We start from the raw sequence: 20,539 nt of genomic DNA, 5'->3' as shown, positions 1-20,539 counted from the left end.
GCGCCGCGGCTGCCGTGCTGTCGATGAGAAGATAGCAAAGCGATGCGCTGGCTGGCAGGGAAATGCGACGAACTGCGTAAAACGCGGGGTGAACTGCAGGCGCGTGCGCCTGACGCGGTGCCGTCCGCCTTAAAAGCTGAGCAGGAAACAGGCGCCGGCGCCGACGGGCCGCGCATGGCGCAAAGTGCCGCCGTTGGCATGGGCCAGGTGGCGCACCAGCGCCAGGCCGATGCCGCGCCCCTGCTTCCTGGTCGAGAAAAATGGCATGAAGATGTGCGCGGCCAGCGTATCGGGCACGCCATGGCCATTGTCGCGCACTTCGATGCGCAGGCGCGCGCCCCGGCTCAGGCGGGCGCTGACCGTGACGCGCGGCGCAGCAATCCCCTGCGTGGCTTCGGCAGCGTTCTTGAGCAGATTGATCAGCGCCTGTTCCAGCTGGCCTGCATCGATCCGCACTTCCAGTGATGCCGGTTCGACGGAAAATTCCGCCCTGCCGCCGCGCGCCTGCCAGGCCGGTGCCAGCAGCGCTTCCAGGCGCTGGAACAGCTGCTCCAGGCATACCGCTTCGGGTTGCGGCGCGGGCACGCTGGACAGGCTGCGGTAGCTGGCCACGAAGTCGGCCAGGCTGGCGGCGCGGCGGGCGATGGCGTCGAGCGCCGTCGCCAGGTCGGCATGGGTGTCGTGCGGCAGCAGGGCGCGCACGTCCGCCAGCAGGTCGCAGGCCGTGCGCGACAGCGAGGCGACGGGCGTCAGCGAATTCATGATTTCATGCGTCAGCACTTGCACCAGGTCGCGCCAGGCGTTGAGCGCCTCGGCTTCCAGTTCGCTCTCCACCGGCATCAGCGCGGCCAAGTGCTGCGGTGCGCCTTGCAAGGTCAGCGCCGCCACGGCCACCAGCGCCCGCTCCACGCCCCGCTCCGTGTCAAAACTGAGCAGGCGGCGCTGGCCGGGCGGCTGCGCCGCCAGCAGTTGCTGCCACCGTTGCGGTTCGCTCGCATGTCCGGGCGCCAGCTGGCGCCGTGCGCTTGCATTGAGGGGCGTTACCTTGCGTTCCTCGGCGTCGTTCCGGATGCGGAACAGGGCGATGGGCGCGTGCTCGAGACAGGCTTCGAGCGCCCTCAGCGATTCTTCATCGGGCGTAGGCGACGGCGCCGCCGTCATTGCCGTTGCCATCGTCGACTCCTGGCGTGACAGGCGCGGCGCGAGGCGTGTCAGGCAGCGGGACAGCAGCCACGCCGGCGCTATCGACAGCAGCAGGCACAATACACTCAGGCGCGGCGACGCCAGCGCGACAAAATACCCGGCGCCGCCGGCCAGCGCCAGCATGGCGACGATGCTGGCGCTGGCCGTCGTCTTGAGGCTGCGCTCAGATGCCATGTTTGTTCAGCTTGCGGTACAGGGCGGCGCGGCTGATGCCCAGCGCCTTGGCCGCATGGCTGATATTGCCGTCGACCTGCTCCAGCGTGCGGTGGATGGCGTCGCGTTCCAGCGCGCCCAGCGTCTGGCGTGCGTGGGCGGGCGCCGTTGGCGCCTGGCCGGCGCCGTCGAACAGGCCGAAATCGCCGCGCGTGTAGTGCGCTTCGTTCCCCAGGATGACGGCCCGTTCGCAGGCATGGCGCAGCGCGCGCACATTGCCAGGCCAGTCATGCTGCTGCAGGTAGTCGAGCGCCTCCGCTGCGGGCGCGCGCGCAGGGCGCTGGTACTGGCTTTCGTAGTGCGCCAGGTAGTGCCGCAGCAGCATGGCGATATCCTCGCGGCGCGCCCGCAGCGGCGGCACGCGCAGCACGATGGTATTGAGGCGGAACAGCAGGTCGGGCCGGAACACGGCCGGATCGAACAGCCGCGCTTCATCGACATTGGTGGCGCTGAGGATGCGCACGTCGATCGCTTCCGGACGGTCGGCGCCGAGCGGCGTCACTTCGCGCCGTTCCAGCGCCGTCAACAGCTTCGCTTGCGCCGCCAGCGGCAGGTTGCCGATTTCATCGAGAAAGAGCGAGCCGCCGCGCGCCGCCTGGAAGCGTCCTGCGCGTTCATGCCTGGCGTCGGTGAACGCGCCCTTGCGGTGGCCGAACAATTCGCTTTCGAAGGTTGTCTCCGGCACGGCGCCCATGTCCACCGGCAGCAGGGGACCGGCGGCGCGGCGCGAGGCCTGGTGCAGGGCGCGCGCCACCAGTTCCTTGCCGACGCCGTTTTCACCGAGCACCATCACGTTTGCCTCGGTGGGACCGACGCTGGCGACCATCGCGCGCAGCGCGCGCATGGCCGGGGAGTCGCCCATCAGGTCCGGCGCGGCCGTGCCTGGCGATGCCATGCCGGCGCGGCGCGCCAGCGCCTGTTCCACGGCGGCGGCCAGGCGCGCGTTGTCCCAGGGCTTGGTGATGAAATCGCCGGCGCCGCGCTGCAGCGCCGCCACGGCCAGCGGCACGTCAGCATACGCCGTCATGGCGATCACGCAAGGCGGCCGTGGCAGCGCGCGCAGCAGGTCGAGCAAGGCCAGGCCTTGTGCGCCATCGGTCTGGCCGGGCTGGAAATTGAGGTCGAGCAGCACCACGTCGGGCACGGCCCGGGCCAGCAGCGCGGGCAGCCCCGCCGGGTCGCACAGCGTATCGACTTGGCCATCGCGGTAGCGCCGCCGCAGCAGCAGCTGTGCGGCGCAGGCGACATCGATATCGTCGTCGAGGATCAGGACGTGGGCTGCGGTGTGGGCCATGGAGAGCATAGTGAGCGTCGGTCGGTGGCGCATTCTAGCAGCCGCGCAGGGGGCGTGGCGGCTGCTGCGGGCATGCCCGTTTGCCGGCGCTGTGCGCTTGCGAACAGCCGCTGTCCGGAAATGGACACTGCGGGACACCGCGCCGCGCCGCCGGTGCCGACGCGCGGCTGCAGGGCGCATGTCCGCGTGGCGCCTGCCGCTGGCACGCTGCTTGCTGATGCAGGGACAAGACCAGTGCGAAAGACGTGAAAATAAATATGCATGCTCCCCGATCTTCGATCCCCCCTTTGCCGGCCAGCGGCGCCGCCATGGATACGCGCGTGCCGCGCAGCCGGCGCAAGCTGGTCGCCGCCGGCCTGGCGGGCGTGTTGCTGCTGGCCGCGCTTGCCGCCGCGGGGTGGTGGGCCATGCCGCGCGGCTTGCAGGTGCCTGCCGCCGAATTGCGCATCGGTATCGCAGAGCGCGGCATTTTTCTCGATGAAGTGGTGGTGCGCGCCAGCGCCGAGCCGCTGCATTCCGTGCTCCTCGATTCGGTCGAGTCGGGCCGCATCGACGAGGTGCTTGCCAGTGACGGCGCGCTGGTCACGAAGGGCCAGCTGCTGTTCCGCATCTCCAATCCGCAGCGCAACCTGGAACTGCTGGCCCGCAAGGCCGAACATGCGCAGCAGATTTTCAACTTGTCCAACTTGCGCGTGGCGCAGCAGGCCAGCGCCAGCGAGCACCAGCGCCGCCTGGACGACCTGGCGTTCGTGCTGCAGCAGGGCGGCAAGCAGCATGCGCGCCATGCCAGGCTGGCGGCGCAGGGCTTCATTTCCAGCGTGGCGCTGGAGGAGTCGGCCGACAGCCTGCTGCAGCAGCAGCGCGCGCTGGCGCAGGAACAGCAGGCGGCGCAGGCCGAGGCGCGAGTGCGCCGCGATGCGGCCGCCCAGCTTGAGGCGTCCATCGCGGGCCTCAGTTCGGGCCTGCTGCTGGTCGGCGCCACGGTCGATGCCCTGGCCGTGCGCGCGCCGTCCGCCGGCCGGCTGACGGACTTCCGGCTGCAGGTGGGCGAGTCGATTGCGACGGGCAAGAATGTGGGCCGCATCGACGACCCTGTGCGCTACAAGCTGTCGGCCAGGGTGGACGAGTTTTACCTGAACCGCATGGCGGCGGGACGGCAAGCCAGCATCGTCCAGGATGGCCGCACTTACGCGCTGAGCGTGCAGACGATTTATCCGCAGATCAAGGAGGGCCGCTTCACGGTGGAACTGGTGTTCACGCACGGCCAGCCGCCCGTGCTCAATCCGGGACAAAGCCTCGATGCGCAGATCACCCTGGGCGAGCCGGCCGCCGCGCTGCTGCTGCCGAACGGCGCCTTCGTCAACGACAGCGGCGGTGCCTGGGTCTACGTGCTCGATGCATCCGGCGGCCAGGCGCAGCGGCGCGCGGTGCGTATCGGCCGGCGCAACAACAGCCAGCTCGAAGTGCTGCAAGGGCTGCAGGCAGGCGAACGCGTGATCCTGTCCGCCTACGCCGCCTATGGAAATTCCCCCAGATTGCACATAAGCCGGTAAATTCCCTCTCATCTTCCATAAAGGTTCCACCCATGCTCAAACTAGTCGGCGTCAGCAAGCTGCATCAGTCAGGCGATATCCAGACCAAGGCCCTGGACCGCATCGACCTCGAAATCGAGGCGGGCGAATATGTGGCCATCACGGGCCCGTCGGGCTGCGGCAAATCGACCCTGCTGGGTCTGCTGGGCTTGCTCGATATTCCCAGCCAGGGCGAATACTGGTTCGAGGGCCAGAACGTGGCAGGGTGGAGCGAGGCGAAGCTCAATGTGCTGCGCCGCGGGCGCATCGGCTTCATCTTTCAGAGCTTTAACCTGATCGAGGAACTGAGCGTGTTCGAGAACGTGGAGCTGGCACTCGAATACAACGGCACGTCGGCGTGCGAACGGCGCCAGCGCGTGGCCGCCATGCTCGACAAGCTGGGCGTGGCCCACCGCGCGGGACACCGGCCGTCGCAGCTGTCCGGCGGCCAGCAGCAGCGCGTGGCGATCGCGCGCGCGCTGGTGGCCGGGCCGGCCGTCTTGCTGGCCGATGAACCGACGGGCAACCTCGATACGGCGCACGGCAATGAAGTCATGCGCCTGCTGCGCAGCATCAATGCGGAGGGCACGACGGTGGTGATGGTGACCCACTCGCCCGACCATGCGGCGCAGGCATCGCGCACCCTGCATTTGCTGGACGGCCGCATCGTGGTCGACGCCTTGCAAGCCGCATGAAGGCGGCCGATTTCCGCATCGGCTGGCGCCTGCTGGCGCAGCAGCGTGGCGCCTCGGTGGCCGTCATCCTGGGCCTGGCGGTGGGTTTCGCGGCCTGCTTTCTGCTGCTGGGCTTTGTCGGCTACAGCCTGGGCTACGATAGCCAGGTACCGCAGCGCGAGCGCGTGCAGCTGGTCAAGCAGCGCATCAATCTGTTCATCCGCCCCGAGTGGCAGAACTACGCCTATCTGTCGCTGCGCGACGTGGCGCGGCGCAGCGGTGCGGTGGAGATGGCGAGCATCGTCAGGCAACTGGCTTTGCCCGTGCAGCGCGGCGAGCGCCCGTATGCACTGAACGTGCAAGCGGTCGATGCGGATTTTGCCAGCCTGTTCGGCGTGACGGCGCTGCAGGGCGACTTGCGGTCCACGCTGGCGCAGCCCGATGCCGTGGCGCTGACGCAGACGGCGGCGCGCAAACTGTTTGCCGACGGGCCCGCGCTGGGCCAGTTGCTGCGGGTCGGCGGCGTCACGCTGCAGGTGCGCGCCATCCTGCCCGACCATCAGCGCAACACCACCGTGCCGTATGAAGTGCTGGTGGGTACGCTCAGCAGCGCCTGGCCGGCGGCGCAGCGCGAGGCCGCTTTTTCCGGCACGGGGCGCGGCGCCATTTACCTGCGGATGCGCCCCGGCGCAGACCCCGATGCGCTGGCGGCGCTGCTGCAGCGGGCCGTCAACGATTCGCCGCAAGACCGGCAGGTGCGCGGGGCCTCGATGGGCCGCGCACTCGAGGGGCGCAACGTCACCGACATCGCGCTGCTGCCGCTGGCGCAGGCTTACTTCGATGCGGACCTGTACAACAGCCGCGCGGCGGCGCGGCATGGGCAGCGCGCCAGCGTGGCGGGACTGGCCGTGCTGGCGCTGCTGATACTGGCCCTGGCCGTCATCAATTACGTCAACCTTGCCACCGTGCGCACCTTGCGCCGCCAACGTGAAATCGGCGTGCGCAAGCTGCTCGGCGCCAGTGCGGCGCGCCTGGTGCGGCAGTTCCTGGCCGAGTCGGTGCTGACGGCGCTGCTGGCGGCCGCCGTCGGCTTGCTGCTGGCCTGGCTGGCGCTGCAGCTCTTCGCCGAGCTGGTACAGCGGCCGCTGGACGATATGTTCACTGCCTGGCGCTGCGCCGGCGCCTTGCTGTCCGGCGTGCTCACGGGCTTGTGCGCGGGCGCCTATCCCGCCTGGTGCGCGCTGCGCGTGCGGCCCGGTCCCGCGCTGGCCGGCCGCGGCAACAGCGAAACGGCGGCTGGCCTGTGGCTGCGCCGCGTGCTGACGGTATTGCAGTTCGGCGCCGCCATGGCGCTGTGCGCCGCGACCCTGGCCGTCGGCTGGCAAGCCTGGTATGGCAGCCATGCCTCGCCGGGCTTTGCGCCGGATGGCTTGCTGGTGCTGGACTTGCCGCCCGGGAGCGAGGACAGCCCGCAGGCGCGTGCCTTCGAAGAGGCGCTGGCGCGCCTGCCCGGTATCGCCGGCGTGGCGGGCATCCTGGAAGCGGTCGGGCGCGATGGCAGCAAGGTCGTCGGCAGCGTCAGGACGCGCGACGGGCGCGACGTGCGCCTCGAATACAAACCCATGACGCCGGGCTGGTTCGACCTGCACCGCATCGTGCCCCTGCACGGGCGATTGTTCGATGCGGCGCGGGACAGGGTCGGCAGCCAGGTGGTGGTGCTCAATGCGGCGGCGGCGCTGGCGCTGGGCTACCCCACGCCGCAGGCCGCCGTGGGGCAGGCGATGCCGGACGGGCAGGTGATCATTGGCATTGCGCCGCCGATCCGCTTCCAGGACATGCGCCAGGCGGCCCAGCCGATGCTGTTCGATTTGCGCCATGGCGGCACGCTGTCCTTGCGCAGCGCGGACGCCGTGGCCGCGGCCCATGCGCGCATCGAACCGCTGTGGCGGCGCTATTTTCCGGAGCGGATGCTGGAACTGCGCACGGCGCAAAGCCTGCTGACGGGGATGTATGCCGAAGATCTGCGCCTGGCGCGCATGCTCGGCCTGGCCAGCCTGATCGCCCTGCTGCTCGCCGCCTTCGGCATCTACGTGCTGTCGGCCTACAGCGTGCAGCGCCGCAGCCGTGAAATTGTGCTGCGCAAGTTGCATGGCGCCGGCCGCGCCGCCATCGCCCGCCTGGTGGGACGCGAGTTCATGCTGCTGCTTGCCGCCGGCGCCGTATTGGGCCTGCCGCTGGCGGCCCTGGGCATCGCGCGCTACCTGGCCGGCTTTGTCGAGCGCGCGCCGCTGGGCGCCTGGCCCCTGGCGGCGGCATTGCTGCTGGCTATGCTGGTGGCCCTGCTGGCCACCGTGCGGCACACCTGGTCGGCCATGCGCATGGCGCCGGCGCTGGCCTTGCGCGCTGACTGATACTTCAAGGGATAGCATGATGTCTGCACGAAATTTTCGTATCGGCTGGCGCTTGCTGGCGCAGCAACCGGCGTATTCCGCCGCCGCGCTGGGCGGGCTGGCGACGGGTTTTGCACTGTGCCTGTTGCTGCTTTGTCTGGTCCGCTATTCCTTCAGCTTCGATGCCGCCGTGCCGCAAGCCGAGCGCGTCTATGTGCTGAAGCACCGGCTCAACTTCATTCCGCAGCCGCAGTGGCTGGAATACACGCCATTTGCCCTGCGCGACGTGGCGCTGCGCAGCGGTTTCCCCTTGCAAGCGAGCGTGTTCTGGCCGCGCAAGGCGACCTTCGAGCAGGATGGCCGCCAGCAGGAACTCGAGATCACGGCCGTCGATCCCGCTTTTGCCGCCATCTTCCAGCCGCGCGTGCTGGCCGGCGACCTGTCGGCGGCGCTGAGCCGGCCCGATGGCCTGGCCGTGACGGAGTCGATGGCGCGCCGCCTGTTCGGCCACGCCGACGCGCCGGAGCGCGTGCTGGGGCGCGATATCGCGCTGGACCGGCAACGCCTGCGCGTGCGCGCCGTGCTGGCCGATCCGCCGCTGGCCAGCACGGTGTCCTATGCGCTGCTGGCGGGCACGGGCAGCGTGCTGTGGCCGGCGCCCCAGCGCGACGCGGCGCTGGCCAACTGGATGGGCATCGCCGGCAAGATTTATGTCAAGGCGGGAGCGGGCGTGAGCGCCGAAGCCTTGCGCGGCGCGCTGCAGACTGCCACTGACCAGGGACCGTGGAACAGCCTCGTGCCGCCGCAGCAGCGCGCCGCGCTGGGCGAGCGCAAGCCCGTCGAGATCGCGCTGGGGCCCCTGCGCGACGCCTATTTCGACACCACGGTGGCCAACACCATCGGCAGCGGTCCGCGCGCCGACCGGCGGCTGGTGCTGGGACTGGGCGCCATCGGCCTGCTGATCCTGCTGCTGGCCGTGTCCAACTACATCAGCCTGGCGGCCGTGCGCACCTTGCAGCGCCAGCGTGAAATCGCCGTGCGGCGCGTGCTGGGCGCTTCTTCGGGGCAGTTGCTGGCCCAGTTCCTGGCCGAATCGCTGCTGCTGTCGCTGGGGGCCACGGCGCTGGGCGTGCTGCTGGCCTGGTTGCTGCTGCCCCTGTTCGCCGCGCTGGTGGCGCGGCCGCTGGACGATATCTTTGCACCGCTGCCGCTGGTGCTGTGCGTGCTGGCCGGCACGGCGGCGGGCGCCTATCCGGGCTGGCTGGTCTGCCGTGTCGACATGCGCCAGGCGCTGGCGCAGCGCAGCGGCGACACCCGCGGCAGCGCCGGCCTGCGCCGCGTGCTGACGGTGTCGCAACTGGCCCTGGCGATGGGCCTGGGCAGCGTGGCGCTGGCGGTAGCCTGGCAGACGCGCTATGCCAGCGAGGCTGCGCGCGGCTTCGATGCGGCGCCGCTGCTGGTGCTGGAATTGCCGAAGGGGCAGGATATGCGCCAGCCGGCCAGCGTGGCCTTCCGCGACGCCGTGCTGCGCCTGCCCGGCGTGGCGGCGGTGGCGGACAGCCGCGACGTGCCTGGCCGCGACGGGGGCGGCGGCACGCGTTCCAGCGATATCGTGCAGCGCGGCGACGGCGGCAGCATCTCGCTGGAGATCCGTGAAGTCAGCGCCAGCTTTTTCGACGCGTACGGGGTGGCCGCGCTGGCGGGGCGCGCGTTCGATCCCGCCATCGAGCGTGCGCCGGAGGCGAGCGCCGTCGTCATCAACATGGCGGCTGTGCGCGCGCTGGGCATGGCCACGGCGCAGCAGGCGCCGGGACGCTGGCTCAATGGCCAGGCCTTGCAGATCGTCGGCGTCGTGCCGGACATCCGCTGGCAAAGCTTGCGCGAGCCGCTGCTGCCTGTGATGTACCGACTCGACCCTGCCAATGCGATGCTGACCGTGCGCCTGGCGGCGGGGGCGGACGGCGCCAGCGTGACGGAAGCCATCGCCCCCCTGTGGCAGCGCTATTTTCCGGGACAAGTGTATGCGCCCAAGCCGCTGACGGCATATGCCGCCAGCGCCTATGCCGACGATCGCCGCATGGCCAGCCTGCTGGCCTGGGCCAGCGCCGCCATCTTCGTGCTGGCGGCCTTTGGCGTATATGTGCTGGTGGCGCACAATGTGCAGCGGCGCGCGCGCGAGATCGTGTTGCGCAAGCTGCATGGCGCCGGGCGCCTGGCCATCGGGACGCTGGTGGTGCGCGAGTTCCTGTGGCTGCTCGCCATCGCCGGCGTGGCGGCTTTGCCACCGGCCGCGTTGGCGATCGCGCGCTACCTGGCGGCCTTCAGCGCGCATCCGCCCATCGGTGCCTGGCCTCTGGCGCTGGCGCTGCTGGCGGCCGCGTTCGTGGTGGCCCTGGCGACTGCGCGCCACGCCTGGCTGGCCATGCGCATGGCGCCGGCGCAAGCCTTGCGCGATTGAGACGGGCTTGCCGCATGGCGTCAGCGTCGGACGCTCCCAGCCGATGGGCGCCATGCCACAGCGACGCGTTACAATGGCGAGCGTGCGGATCGGCCAGCCGGCGAGGTGCGGCTGCTTATGTAAACGCATCAGTGTACTTCTGCGCCCTTTTCGTGCGATCAGGATGGGTCTGGCAACCGGCGCTTGACCTTGACGGTAGACCGGTCTACCATTAATGACTCAAAAGTAAGTTACTTGGAAAGACACATGCAAGCCCCGATTGATACCAAGCCCCGCTGGGAGCGGCGCAAGGATGCCCGCCCGCAGGAATTGCTCGCCGCCGCCCTCGACCTGTTTGTCGAACGGGGCTTCGCATCGACGCGCCTGGAGGATGTGGCCAAGCGGGCCGGCGTGTCGAAAGGCACCCTGTACCTGTACTTTGAGAACAAGCAAGAGCTGTTCAAGGCCGTGGTGCGCGACAATATCGTGCATTCCATCGGCGAGGCGGAAGACAGCATGGCTGCCTCGGACAGCAGCAGCGCCGAGTTGTTGCGCAGCATGATGATGCAATGGTGGGAAGAATTCGGCGCCACCAAGCTGGCCGGTTTGACCAAGCTGATGCTGGCCGAAGCGAACAATTTCCCGGAACTGGCGCAGTTTTACAACGAAGAGGTGGTCACGCGCGGCAATGCGCTGATCGCCACCTTGCTGGAACGGGGCATGCAGCGCGGCGAATTCCGCCAGGTCGATCCCGTGCTGGTCAGCACCATCCTCAGCGCGCCCGTCACCATGCTGATGATGTGGACGCACTCCTTCCTGCCGTGCGAGGTCAAGAACATCGATCCCGTCGCCTACATGGATGCCTTTATCGACATGAGCTTGCGCAGCTTGCAGGTGGAGGCGCCCGGGAAAAGTTGATATGTAGAGCTTGCCTCTACCGTTCAGTTGCCCCTTTTCCAAGGTTCGCCCCCCCAAATCTGCAGATCGTCGCAAATTTCCTCCATTCCCCGCCTTTATGGTTAACATGTGCTTTCAGCCAGTTCAACGATAAAATGGCGGATTATTACTTCACTTACCGAGTCCAAAGATGAATATCGAACAAGCCCGCTTCAATATGATCGAACAGCAGATCCGTCCATGGGACGTACTGGATATCGACGTATTGGAGCTGTTGAACGTGGTCAAGCGTGAAGATTTCGTGCCGGCCGCCTATAAGAACCTGGCCTTCGTCGATACCGAAATTCCACTGGGCGGTGGCGAATGCATGTTGACGCCGAAGCTGGAAGCGCGCATTTTGCAAGACGTAGCCGTCAAAAAGCATGAAAATGTGCTGGAAATCGGCACCGGCAGCGGCTACATGGCCGCGTTGCTGGCGCACAAGGCACGTCATGTGACGAGCGTGGAAATCGTTCCCCAATTGAAAACCCTGGCCGAACAGACCCTGGCCGCCAACGGCGTGACGAATGTCACCGTGGAACTGGGCGACGGCGCCCAGGGCTGGAGCAAGGGCGCACCGTATGACGTGATCGTCGTGTCCGGCGCCCTGGCCGTGTTGCCGGAAGCACTGTTGCAACAAGTGAAAGTCGGCGGCCGCATCCTGGCCATCATCGGCGAAGCGCCGATCATGTCGGCGCACCTGATCACGCGCAGCTCGGACAAGGCCTACGACACGCGCAAGCTGTTTGAAACCAATGTCACGCCGCTGCAAGCCGTGGCACCGTCGCATTTCCAGTTCTGAGGCGACCGATTCGATGGAGCATTTGAGTGCACCGCAGCTGGCCGCCTGGCTGGCTGACCCTTCCCGCCCGCGCCCCTTGTTGCTGGACGTGCGGGAACAGTGGGAGTTCGACCTGTGCCACCTCGACGGTGCCACCCTGATGCAGATGAATTCGATTCCTGCGCGCATCGATGATCTCGATGAAGACGCCGAGATCGTCTGCATCTGCCATCACGGCATGCGCAGCATGCAAGTGGCAGCCTTCCTGGAGCGCAATGGTTTTGGCAAGATCAGTAATTTGACGGGCGGCGTGCATGCCTGGGCGCTGCAAGTCGACAGCGCGATGCCTAAATACTAAGTTATTTTGCAGTAGATGCACCCAGGCATGTTTTCCTGCATGCCTGCGGAGGCCTGTACCCCGCTCACCCGGCGGGCGCAAGGCAAGCGGTAGCAGATTTTTGATTCCATCAACTTTTGACGACTCCAACGGAGAAATGCAATGCGGAAACCCCTTATCGCCGTGCTGATGACCAGCGCCTTTGTCTCGATGACATACTCGCTGCAAGCGCAGGCGGCCGATCTCATCCAGGTGTACCAGCAGGCGCTGGCCAATGACGCGCAGTATGCGAGCGCGCGGGCGGCCCTGTCGGCCGGGATGGAGCGGGTTCCGCAGGGATTGGCAGGCTTGCTGCCGCAAATCTCTGCCTCGGGCAGCAATACGCGCGGCAATCAGGAACAGATCGTCCAGAACAATGGCGGCAACAAGATCACTTCGCCATCCGTGAACGTGCGCACGAACAGCTACAACCTGACCCTGGCGCAGCCGCTGTTCCGCTGGGACCGCTGGGAAACCTATCAGCAAAGCAAGCTGGCGCAAGCGATTGCTGAAGCGCAATTTGCGCAAGTCCAGCAAGACCTGATCACCCGCGTGGCGCAGGCGTATTTCGACGTGCTGAGCGCGCAGGACAACCTGGGCGCCACGCAGGCGCAAAAGGTCGCCACGACGGAGCAGCTGGCATCGGCCAAGCGCAACTTCGAAGTCGGCACGCAAACGATTACCGACACGCACGAAGCGCAGGCGGCCTACGACCTGGTGGTGGCGCAGGAGTTTGCCGCCATCAATGACCTGGCCAACAAGCGCAGCGCCTTGCAAACCATCATCGGCGAGGCGCCAACGAATCTGGCGCCGATGCGCACGGGCGTGGTCATCAGCGCGCCGGAACCGGCTGCCGTCGAGCCGTGGGTATCATCCGCCGAAGAGCAGAACTATGGCGTCGTCACGGCCCAGTTCAACGTGGAATCGGCCAAGCGCGACATCGGCCGCAACCGCGCCGGCCACTACCCGACCCTGGACCTGATCGCCAACACGGGCCATAGCTACACTTCCGGTGGCGGCAATGGCAGCGGCAATAACAACAATGCCATCGGCGTGCAGTGGAGCATCCCGATCTTCAGCGGCTTTGCCGTCACCAGCAAGGTGCGCGAATCGATCGCGCTGGAAAACAAGGCTCGCAACGACCTGGAAACGGCACGCCGCACGGCATCGCAAGGCGCGCGCCAGGCTTTCCTCGGCGTTAATAGCGGCCTGGCGCAAGTCAAGGCGCTGGAAGCGGCGGAAGTGTCGAGCAAGTCGGCGCTGGAGTCGAACCAGCTCGGCTATCAAGTGGGCGTGCGCATCAATATCGACGTGTTGAATGCGCAGAAACAATTGTTCTCGACGCAAAAAGACCTGTCGAAAGCCCGCTACGACACCATCATGAACGGCTTGCGCCTGAAGGCGGCGGCCGGCACCCTGAAGGAAACGGACTTGATGCCGGTCAATGCCTTGCTGGACAAATAATCCAGTATTGCGCACGATCAAAACCAGCACCGGCGACGGCGCTGGTTTTTTTTCGTCTTGCCGTGTTATCACACGGCGCGGCTGTTGGCCACTTGCGTCAGGATCACGCCCGCCACCACCAACCCCGCACCGGCCCAGTGCAGCGGAGAAATTTGCTTCACGGCAAAGCCCAGCAAGCCGTAGCGGTCGATGGCCAGCGCGGCCAGCATTTGCCCGCCGATGACGGCCGCCATGAAGGGGCCGGACCCCATGCGCGGCGCCAGCATCAGCGCGGCCGTAATATAAAACACGCCGGCCGCGCCGCCCAGCCAGGACCAGCCCGGTCCGCGCATGGCGAGGCTGACATCGGGCGCCGGCACCCGCCAGAGCAGCATCACGAGGGACGCGAGCACGGCGCTGACGGCCAGCGAGGCGAGGGTGGCCCACAGCGGGTGGCCCAGGTTGCGGCCCAGCGCGGCATTCGCGCCCGCCTGGAAGGGAACGACGGCGCCGGCCAGCATGGCCAGCGGGGCAAATACGGTGATCCATCCATGCATGTGCTACTCCATCTTTGTTGAGTTGATGCGATCATCGTATTATGCTGTCATGATTAAATCCAATTCGTAGTTTGTCATCCAACTATGCATGAAATGAATAATCTGCGCGCCGTCGATTTGAACTTGCTGGTGATCCTGGATGCGTTGCTCAGCGAGCGCCATTTGTCGCGCGCGGCCGAACGGTTACATATGAGCCAGCCTGCCGTCAGCCATGCGCTGGCCCGCTTGCGCCACCTGCTTGGCGACCCGCTGCTACTGCGCGGCAAGGGCGGCTTCCAGCCGACGGCGCGCGCGCTGGAATTGGCGCGGCCCTTGGCCGAAGCCCTGCAAAGCGTGCGTTCCGTGCTGGGCGGCGCCGTCTTCGAGGCGGCCACGGCGCAGCGCGTGTTTCGCCTGGCCATGTCGGATTACGGCGCGGCCATGCTCTTGCCCGCTTTGCTGCGGCGCTTGCGCGCGGACGCGCCCGGCATCGACCTGGTTGTCAGCTACGCCAGTCGTCCGGCCGTGATCGCTGGCGTGCAGGACGGCGAGATCGACCTGGCGCTCGGCGTGTTCCCGCAACTGCCCGAGCAGCTACACAGAGAAACTTTGTTTGAGGAAACGTTCGCGTGCGCGCTCGATCCGGCCAGCCTGGCAGACGGCCAAACCTTGAATCTGGACACCTATCTGGCGCGCCCGCACGTGCTGGTGGCATCCAGCGAAGGCGGCATGGCGGCCGAAGTCGACGCGGCTCTGGCCCAGCTGGGACAGACGCGCCGCATCGCCGTGCGTGTGCCGTACTGGACGGTCGCACCGGACGTCGTGAGGGGGACGGACTTGATCCTGACGGTGGCGCGCCGCGCCTTGCAGGGCAGCGCGGCGCAAGGGCTGGCGCAGTACGCTGCGCCATTTGCCATCGCGCCGTTTGCGTTTGAAGTGATACGGCACCGCCGCACGGAGGGCGACGCGGGCATCGCCTGGCTGCGCGCGGCCATTGCACAGGCCGCTGAGCCAGGCTGAGGTATTACAGGCCGCCGCCCTGGCCGTCGAACTTGCGCTCGATCAATTCGATCTTGTAGCCGTCCGGGTCGGTGATGAAGGCGATGACCGTGTTGCCACCTTTCACGGGACCCGGTTCGCGCGTGACGTTGCCGCCATTTGCGCGTGCCGCGTCGCACGCGGCGACGATGTCGTCGGCCGAGATGGCGATGTGGCCGTAGGCCGTGCCCAGCTCATAGCTGGTGGTGCCATAGTTATACGTCAGTTCCAGTTCCGCGTGGTCGGGATTCGAGCCATAGCCGACGAAGGCCAGCGTGTACTGGTATTCCGGGTTGTCGCTGGTGCGCAGCAATGTCATGCCCAGGACCTTGGTGTAAAAATCGATGGAGCGCTGCAGGTCGCCGACCCGTAACATGGTGTGCAAAATACGCATCGTAAATCCTTGATGATGATAGGGGAATGGCAGGATTTTATGCGTTTTACGGCTTTCTTGCCGAGACCGCCCCAGCTGTCCTGGTGCAGGACAGCAGCGGACGGTGACGTTAGTGCCGCTGGATTTACTCCAGATGGGCATCCAGCGTGATTTCCGTGGCCAGCAACTTGGACACGGGGCAGCCGAGCTTGGCGCGCAGGGCCGCATCCTGGAATGCTTCTTCCGTGGCGCCGGGAATGCTGGCCACCAGGGTCAGGTGCACGGCCGTGATGGCATAGCTGCCATCGATTTTTTCCAGGCTGACATCGGCCGTGGTTTTCAGTGCCGTAGCACGCAGGCCCGCTTCGCCCAGTTGGCCGGATAGGGCCATGGTGAAGCAGGCCGCATGGGCAGCGCCGATCAGTTCTTCCGGATTGCTGCCGGGACCGTCTTCGAAGCGTGTGTTGAAGCCATAGGCCACATTGTCGAGCGCGCCGCTTTGGGTGGAAATAAACCCTTTGCCATCCTTAAGGCCGCCACTCCAGACGGCTGATCCTGTTTTTTTCATGATGTACTCCTTGCGTGGTTCGAGCGTCCATCATGCGCGCCAGGGCTTGGCGCTTCCGTTCGTTGCGTCACACTGTGGGAGCATGCGCGGCCAACGACAGTTCGACTCAGCGTGCCTTCTTTGGTTCCAGCTGCGCGTCGGGACGGGCCTGTTTCGGTTCGGCCGGCTTGACCTTTTCCACGCCGGGCTGGGCGCGCCGATCCGTATCGACCAGGCCCTGTTCCAGGTCGCTGGCCGCCTGTTGCATGATTTTGCGCGGGCGTGGGTTTTGCGCATCGGGGGACTCGTCGCGCTCGTGCGGCAGGCGGTCGACGCCGTCATTCTTGACCTTTTCATCGGTATTGATCTTGCGTTCGCTTGGTGGGGTATGCATATGGCCTCCTGGCAGTAAAGTGAAACCAGTGTCCCGCCGCGCCAGGCCGCCTGCAAGCGGATTTGTCCATGCTGGGAGCGCTGGCGCACGCATGGACGAATCTTTTTCTGCGCTACACTGCGTGCAACACCAAGAACGCCCCTTGCGGGCACACGGCAGCCGCACTATACTGTGCATATATACAGTATCATGCGATGCCGGCGTGCGACGCGACAGCCTGGGGCGGTTTGCCACCGAATTTACTACCGAGACTCTTATGCCCGTCGATACACCCGCCGAACAGCCAGCCGCGCACTCGCCAGCCCCGGGCGAACGCTTCAACCTGGGCGCCAAGACCATCGCCTTGGTCGTGCGCCAGAATACGGATGGCATTGCCGAACCCGTGAAAAGCATCGTCGATTTCCTGCAAGTGCTGGGCCACACGGTGGTCTTTGAGGCGGAGACGGCCGCGCATCTGAACCTGGCGTTTCCCGGCGTGCGCGCCATGTCGCCGGCCGAGATCGGCGCCGCCGCCGATTGCGCCATCGTCATGGGTGGCGACGGCACCATGCTGGGCATTGCGCGCCAGCTGGCGCCATTCGACGTACCCTTGATCGGCATCAATCAAGGACGCTTGGGTTTCATGACCGATATCCCGCTCGAGCGCATGCTGCCCGTGCTGGCGCAAATTCTCGGTGGCCGCTTCAAGGCCGAACGCCGTACCTTGCTTGAAGGCAGCGTGCTGCGTGACGGCGAGTCGATACACGTGGGCATGGCCGTCAACGATGTCGTCGTCTCGCGCGGCGCCGGTGCCGGCATGGCCGAATTGCGCGTCGAGGTCGATGGCCACTTCATGTACAACCAGCGTTCGGATGGCTTGATCATTTCCACGCCCACGGGCTCGACCGCGTATTCGCTGTCGGCCGGCGGCCCATTGCTGCACCCGACCCTGGGCGGCATCGTGCTCGTGCCGATCGCCCCGCATGCGTTGTCGAACCGCCCCATCGTGCTGCCCGACTCCAGCCAGATCGTCGTGGAAATTGTGCGCGGGCGCGATATCAGCGTCAATTTCGACATGCAGACCTTTGCCAGCCTGGTGCAGCAAGACCGCATCCTCATCCGCCGTTCGCCGCATACGATTACCTTCCTGCATCCGGAAGGGTGGAGTTACTACAACACCCTGCGTGAAAAGTTGCACTGGAATGAGTACCCGTCGGGCGAGGGCAAGCTCAGCTAACTAGTTTTCTCTACGTCAACCCGCGGTGCGCCGCCTAACCACAGAAGCCATGCTCCATACACTGTCCATCCGCGATTTTGTCATTGTCGATACCATTGAACTGGAATTTTCCGCCGGCTTCAGCGTGCTGACGGGCGAGACGGGCGCCGGCAAGTCCATCCTCATCGATGCGCTGACCCTGGCGCTGGGCGGGCGCGTCGACGCCAGCGTGGTGCGCGAAGGTGCGGCCAAGGCCGACATCACGGCCGATTTCTCCGTCAGCGAAGTGGCGCAGGCCTGGCTGGTGGCGCATGAATTCGCCAACGACGATGGCGGCGCCCTGTTGCGCCGCGTGATCGACAATGCGGGCCGCTCGAAGGCGTATATCAACGGCATCCCCGCCACGGCCGCGCAGCTGCGCGAACTGGGCGACATGCTGGTCGACATCCATGGCCAGCACGCGCACCAGTCCCTGCTGAAAAGCGAAGCCCAGCGCGCCTTGCTCGATGGCCAGGCGACGGCGCGCGAAGCGGGCGCGGAACAGGATGCGCGGCAAGTGGCGGCCCTGCACAAGCGCTGGCGCGCCCTCGTGCGCCAGCGCGAAGAATTCGAAACCAACGCCGCCAACGTGCTGTACGAGCGCGAACGCCTCGAATGGCAAGTGGGAGAACTGGAAAAGCTGGCCGCCAAGCCCGGTGAATGGACGGACATCACGAACGAGCACAGCCGCCTGTCGCATGCGGCCAGCCTGCTGGAAGGGGCGCAGGAAGCCCTGTCGACTATTTCCGAGTCGGAAGACCACCCGATCGTGTCGCAACTGTCGGCACTGAACCAGAAGCTGGGCAAGCTCGTCTCCGTCGATGCGGAATTGCAGCCGATCGTCGACCTGATCGAATCGTCGCGCATCCAGTTGCAGGAATCCGTGTACGCGCTGAACAATTACCTGGACCGGGTCGAGCTGGACCCGGAGCGCCTGCACCAGCTCGACGCGCGCATGGAAGCCATGCACAGCACGGCCCGCAAATTCCGCGTCACGCCGGAAGAACTACCCGAGGAACACGCGAAGCTGTCGGAAAAGCTGCAGCACCTGGCCGACGCTTCCGACATCGAAGGCTTGCTGCGCCAGGAAGCGAAGATCGAGGCCGAGTACCGCAGCGTGGCCGAGCGCTTGTCTGACACGCGCCGCGCCGCCGCCCTGGAACTGGGGCACGCCGTCACGCGTGCCATGCAGGAACTGAGCATGACGGGCGGCAGCTTTGAAATCGCCCTGCACCCGTGCGAGCCGGCCGCCCATGGCCTGGAGCAAGTGGAGTTCCTCGTCGCCGGCCATGCGGGCACGGCGCCCCGCTCGCTGGCGAAAGTCGCGTCCGGCGGCGAGCTGGCGCGCATCGCGCTGGCCATCTCCGTCATCACCTCGCACGCCACCACCACGCCGACCCTGATCTTCGACGAGGTCGACAGCGGCATCGGCGGCGCCGTCGCCGAAGTGGTGGGGCGGCTGCTGAAGCGCCTGGGGCAGGGACGGCAAGTGCTGTGCGTGACCCACTTGCCGCAAGTGGCCAGCCAGGCGAATCAGCATTTCCAGGTGGCAAAAAGCACCCTGGACAATGGCAAGACGGCGTCGCGCATCGACATGCTCGACGCCAAGGCCAGGGTGGAGGAAGTGGCGCGCATGCTGGGCGGCCTGGAAATCACGGCCACCACGCGCAAGCATGCACGCGAGTTGCTGGCTATCTAGTACACCTAACCAAACCTACTGCGCGTCGTGGGTCGCGGCCTGCGATGCTCACTGCCTCGGCGGCCCCATGCTTCGCACAGCTCCGCTTCTCGGGCCAACGGGGGCGCCGAGCCTCGCTGCCGCTCGCTACGGTTTTGTTAGGCGTTGTTAGCGTAAACCGGTCTGGCGAGAATAGCAGTTAGCCTTATGCCGTTCCTTTCCATCTTTCCCGATGTTGATGCAATGTAACTATAATGGTCGGCTAATCCATCCAACGCCTTCGAAGAGCCTTCATGTCATTTCAAACAGAACCTCCGTACACGCATGGCAGCATCGACCGCAGCGCCGTGGTGCTGGTCAACCTGGGCACGCCCGATGCGCCGACGTCGTCGGCCGTGCGGCGCTACCTGAAGCAATTTTTGTCGGATCCCCGCGTGGTGGAGATTCCCCGCATCGTCTGGTGGTTCATTTTGAACTTGATCATTTTGCCCTTCCGCTCCGGCCAGTCGGCCAAGAAATACGCGTCGATCTGGACGCGCGAAGGTTCGCCCCTGAAAGTGCACACGCAAAAGCAAGCCAAGTTGCTGGCCGGCGCCCTGGCCGAGCGGGGTCACGACGGCGTGACGGTGGCCATGGCCATGCGCTACGGTTCGCCTTCCTTGCCCGAGGTGCTGGCCAGGCTGAAAAGCGAAGGCTGCGAGCGCATCGCCATCCTGCCTGCCTATCCGCAATACTCGGGCACGACGACAGGTTCCATCTACGACGCCGTGTTTGCCCATTACGCCAACGTGCGCAATGTGCCGGAATTGCGCTTTATCAAGCAGTATCACGAGCACGACACGTATATCGACGCCTTGCGCGACTCCGTGCTGAACCACTGGGAAGCGCATGGCCGTCCGGAAAAACTGGTGATGAGTTTTCATGGCGTGCCCAAGCGCACCCTGCTGCTGGGCGATCCCTACCACTGCCAATGCCTGAAAACGGCGCGCCTGCTGGCGGAAAAGTTAAAATTAAGTAAAGAGCAATACGTGGTGACTTTCCAGTCGCGCTTTGGCAAGGCCGAATGGCTGCAGCCATACACGGCGCCCACCCTCGTGGCGCTGGCGCAACAGGGCGTCAAGCGCGTCGACCTGCTGTGTCCCGGCTTTACCAGCGATTGCCTGGAAACGCTGGAAGAGATCGCCATGGAAGCCAAGCATGACTTCGAAGCGGCCGGCGGCCAGCAGTTTCATTACATCGCTTGCCTGAACGAAACGCCAGCCTGGATCGCGGGCCTGGCGGAAATTGCCGAACAGCACATGATTGGCTGGCCGACGATGAAGACGGCGGCGCAGCGCGAAGCGGACAAGAAGGCGGGCGAGCAGGCGCGCACGGCGGCCCTGGCCCTGGGTGCGTCGAATTAAAGGCAATTATTTTTGACA

At 66.0% G+C, this 20,539-nt stretch carries 18 protein-coding genes; 12 read left to right on the top strand and 6 right to left on the bottom strand.

Going from position 1 to position 20,539, the window contains the following annotated elements:
• Nucleotides 1-129 precede the first annotated feature (129 nt).
• Both VPH40_RS15730 and VPH40_RS15725 read right to left on the bottom strand, forming a co-directional pair.
• The gene (locus tag VPH40_RS15730) at nt 130-1,377 is read right to left on the bottom strand and encodes a sensor histidine kinase (protein WP_328573920.1); all 1,248 of its coding nucleotides are present in this window, start codon (nt 1,375-1,377) and stop codon (nt 130-132) included.
• The gene (locus VPH40_RS15725) at nt 1,367-2,710 is read right to left on the bottom strand and encodes a sigma-54-dependent transcriptional regulator (protein ID WP_305062880.1); all 1,344 of its coding nucleotides are present in this window, start codon (nt 2,708-2,710) and stop codon (nt 1,367-1,369) included. Before VPH40_RS15725 ends, VPH40_RS15730 begins: the two co-directional genes overlap by 11 nt.
• A gap of 257 nt (nt 2,711-2,967) precedes the next feature.
• Here VPH40_RS15725 and VPH40_RS15720 point away from each other — a divergent pair, with 257 nt between their 5' ends.
• The 8 genes from VPH40_RS15720 (at nt 2,968) to VPH40_RS15685 (ending at nt 13,339) form a co-directional block, all read left to right on the top strand.
• The gene (locus VPH40_RS15720) at nt 2,968-4,263 is read left to right on the top strand and encodes an efflux RND transporter periplasmic adaptor subunit (protein WP_328573919.1); all 1,296 of its coding nucleotides are present in this window, start codon (nt 2,968-2,970) and stop codon (nt 4,261-4,263) included.
• A gap of 32 nt (nt 4,264-4,295) precedes the next feature.
• Complete coding sequence (locus VPH40_RS15715) at nt 4,296-4,976, top strand: ABC transporter ATP-binding protein (protein ID WP_328573918.1); 681 nt, start codon at nt 4,296-4,298, stop codon at nt 4,974-4,976.
• Entirely contained in the window at nt 4,973-7,366 is a 2,394-nt protein-coding gene (locus tag VPH40_RS15710) for an ABC transporter permease (RefSeq protein ID WP_328573917.1), read from the top strand. Before VPH40_RS15715 ends, VPH40_RS15710 begins: the two co-directional genes overlap by 4 nt.
• Before the next feature lie 16 nt (nt 7,367-7,382).
• The gene (locus VPH40_RS15705; RefSeq protein WP_328573916.1) at nt 7,383-9,803 is read left to right on the top strand and encodes an ABC transporter permease; all 2,421 of its coding nucleotides are present in this window, start codon (nt 7,383-7,385) and stop codon (nt 9,801-9,803) included.
• Nucleotides 9,804-10,049: 246 nt separating this feature from the next.
• Nucleotides 10,050-10,700 carry a TetR/AcrR family transcriptional regulator gene (locus VPH40_RS15700; RefSeq protein ID WP_077408726.1) on the top strand — a complete coding sequence of 217 codons (651 nt, stop codon included), beginning with the start codon at nt 10,050-10,052 and terminating at the stop codon, nt 10,698-10,700.
• 169 nt (nt 10,701-10,869) lie between these two features.
• Nucleotides 10,870-11,520, top strand: a complete 651-nt coding sequence (locus tag VPH40_RS15695) for a protein-L-isoaspartate O-methyltransferase family protein (protein WP_034788761.1) — start codon at nt 10,870-10,872, stop codon at nt 11,518-11,520.
• A gap of 13 nt (nt 11,521-11,533) precedes the next feature.
• On the top strand, nt 11,534-11,857 hold the full coding sequence (locus VPH40_RS15690) for a rhodanese-like domain-containing protein (protein ID WP_034745954.1): 324 nt from the start codon (nt 11,534-11,536) through the stop codon (nt 11,855-11,857).
• 141 nt (nt 11,858-11,998) lie between these two features.
• Entirely contained in the window at nt 11,999-13,339 is a 1,341-nt protein-coding gene (locus VPH40_RS15685; protein ID WP_070254684.1) for a TolC family outer membrane protein, read from the top strand.
• 68 nt (nt 13,340-13,407) lie between these two features.
• Here VPH40_RS15685 and VPH40_RS15680 read toward each other — a convergent pair whose 3' ends face one another.
• Complete coding sequence (locus VPH40_RS15680) at nt 13,408-13,875, bottom strand: DMT family transporter (protein WP_099666321.1); 468 nt, start codon at nt 13,873-13,875, stop codon at nt 13,408-13,410.
• A 93-nt stretch (nt 13,876-13,968) separates the two neighbouring features.
• Here VPH40_RS15680 and VPH40_RS15675 point away from each other — a divergent pair, with 93 nt between their 5' ends.
• Nucleotides 13,969-14,874 carry a LysR substrate-binding domain-containing protein gene (locus tag VPH40_RS15675; protein WP_328573915.1) on the top strand — a complete coding sequence of 302 codons (906 nt, stop codon included), beginning with the start codon at nt 13,969-13,971 and terminating at the stop codon, nt 14,872-14,874.
• Between the two features lie 4 nt (nt 14,875-14,878).
• On the opposite strand, the gene gloA is transcribed toward VPH40_RS15675, so the two are convergent.
• From gloA to VPH40_RS15660, 3 genes are all read right to left on the bottom strand, one after another.
• Complete coding sequence (gene gloA / locus VPH40_RS15670) at nt 14,879-15,286, bottom strand: lactoylglutathione lyase (protein WP_071653386.1); 408 nt, start codon at nt 15,284-15,286, stop codon at nt 14,879-14,881.
• A 124-nt stretch (nt 15,287-15,410) separates the two neighbouring features.
• Nucleotides 15,411-15,833, bottom strand: a complete 423-nt coding sequence (locus VPH40_RS15665; RefSeq protein WP_034788746.1) for an OsmC family protein — start codon at nt 15,831-15,833, stop codon at nt 15,411-15,413.
• Nucleotides 15,834-15,939: 106 nt separating this feature from the next.
• Nucleotides 15,940-16,206, bottom strand: a complete 267-nt coding sequence (locus tag VPH40_RS15660; protein WP_328573914.1) for a hypothetical protein — start codon at nt 16,204-16,206, stop codon at nt 15,940-15,942.
• Between the two features lie 256 nt (nt 16,207-16,462).
• On the opposite strand from VPH40_RS15660, the gene VPH40_RS15655 reads away from it, so the two are divergent.
• The 3 genes from VPH40_RS15655 (at nt 16,463) to hemH (ending at nt 20,521) form a co-directional block, all read left to right on the top strand.
• Entirely contained in the window at nt 16,463-17,422 is a 960-nt protein-coding gene (locus tag VPH40_RS15655) for an NAD kinase (protein WP_225317433.1), read from the top strand.
• Between the two features lie 49 nt (nt 17,423-17,471).
• Nucleotides 17,472-19,139 carry a DNA repair protein RecN gene (recN, locus tag VPH40_RS15650; protein WP_328573913.1) on the top strand — a complete coding sequence of 556 codons (1,668 nt, stop codon included), beginning with the start codon at nt 17,472-17,474 and terminating at the stop codon, nt 19,137-19,139.
• A 272-nt stretch (nt 19,140-19,411) separates the two neighbouring features.
• A complete protein-coding gene (gene hemH, locus VPH40_RS15645; RefSeq protein WP_328573912.1) occupies nt 19,412-20,521 on the top strand; it encodes a ferrochelatase in 1,110 nt (369 codons plus the stop codon).
• The last annotated feature ends 18 nt before the right edge of the window (nt 20,522-20,539 follow it).

The sequence above is a fragment of the Janthinobacterium sp. P210005 genome (genome assembly GCF_036231865.1).
Taxonomy (GTDB): domain Bacteria; phylum Pseudomonadota; class Gammaproteobacteria; order Burkholderiales; family Burkholderiaceae_D; genus Janthinobacterium; species Janthinobacterium kumbetense.
Note: the sequence above shows the minus strand (reverse complement) of the source record. Positions and strands in the feature narration are given on the sequence as shown.

Bases quoted from the DNA above. Each gene is read 5' to 3' on its own strand.
- VPH40_RS15685 (WP_070254684.1), top strand. From the start codon at position 11,999: ATGCGGAAACCCCTTATCGCCGTGCTGATGACCAGCGCCTTTGTCTCG.
- recN (WP_328573913.1), top strand. From the start codon at position 17,472: ATGCTCCATACACTGTCCATCCGCGATTTTGTCATTGTCGATACCATT.
- VPH40_RS15680 (WP_099666321.1), bottom strand. From the start codon at position 13,875: ATGCATGGATGGATCACCGTATTTGCCCCGCTGGCCATGCTGGCCGGC.
- VPH40_RS15715 (WP_328573918.1), top strand. From the start codon at position 4,296: ATGCTCAAACTAGTCGGCGTCAGCAAGCTGCATCAGTCAGGCGATATC.
- VPH40_RS15665 (WP_034788746.1), bottom strand. From the start codon at position 15,833: ATGAAAAAAACAGGATCAGCCGTCTGGAGTGGCGGCCTTAAGGATGGC.
- VPH40_RS15655 (WP_225317433.1), top strand. From the start codon at position 16,463: ATGCCCGTCGATACACCCGCCGAACAGCCAGCCGCGCACTCGCCAGCC.
- VPH40_RS15730 (WP_328573920.1), bottom strand. From the start codon at position 1,377: ATGGCATCTGAGCGCAGCCTCAAGACGACGGCCAGCGCCAGCATCGTC.
- hemH (WP_328573912.1), top strand. From the start codon at position 19,412: ATGTCATTTCAAACAGAACCTCCGTACACGCATGGCAGCATCGACCGC.
- VPH40_RS15675 (WP_328573915.1), top strand. From the start codon at position 13,969: ATGAATAATCTGCGCGCCGTCGATTTGAACTTGCTGGTGATCCTGGAT.
- VPH40_RS15725 (WP_305062880.1), bottom strand. From the start codon at position 2,710: ATGGCCCACACCGCAGCCCACGTCCTGATCCTCGACGACGATATCGAT.
- VPH40_RS15695 (WP_034788761.1), top strand. From the start codon at position 10,870: ATGAATATCGAACAAGCCCGCTTCAATATGATCGAACAGCAGATCCGT.
- VPH40_RS15700 (WP_077408726.1), top strand. From the start codon at position 10,050: ATGCAAGCCCCGATTGATACCAAGCCCCGCTGGGAGCGGCGCAAGGAT.
- VPH40_RS15690 (WP_034745954.1), top strand. From the start codon at position 11,534: ATGGAGCATTTGAGTGCACCGCAGCTGGCCGCCTGGCTGGCTGACCCT.
- VPH40_RS15710 (WP_328573917.1), top strand. From the start codon at position 4,973: ATGAAGGCGGCCGATTTCCGCATCGGCTGGCGCCTGCTGGCGCAGCAG.
- VPH40_RS15705 (WP_328573916.1), top strand. From the start codon at position 7,383: ATGATGTCTGCACGAAATTTTCGTATCGGCTGGCGCTTGCTGGCGCAG.
- VPH40_RS15660 (WP_328573914.1), bottom strand. From the start codon at position 16,206: ATGCATACCCCACCAAGCGAACGCAAGATCAATACCGATGAAAAGGTC.
- gloA (WP_071653386.1), bottom strand. From the start codon at position 15,286: ATGCGTATTTTGCACACCATGTTACGGGTCGGCGACCTGCAGCGCTCC.
- VPH40_RS15720 (WP_328573919.1), top strand. From the start codon at position 2,968: ATGCATGCTCCCCGATCTTCGATCCCCCCTTTGCCGGCCAGCGGCGCC.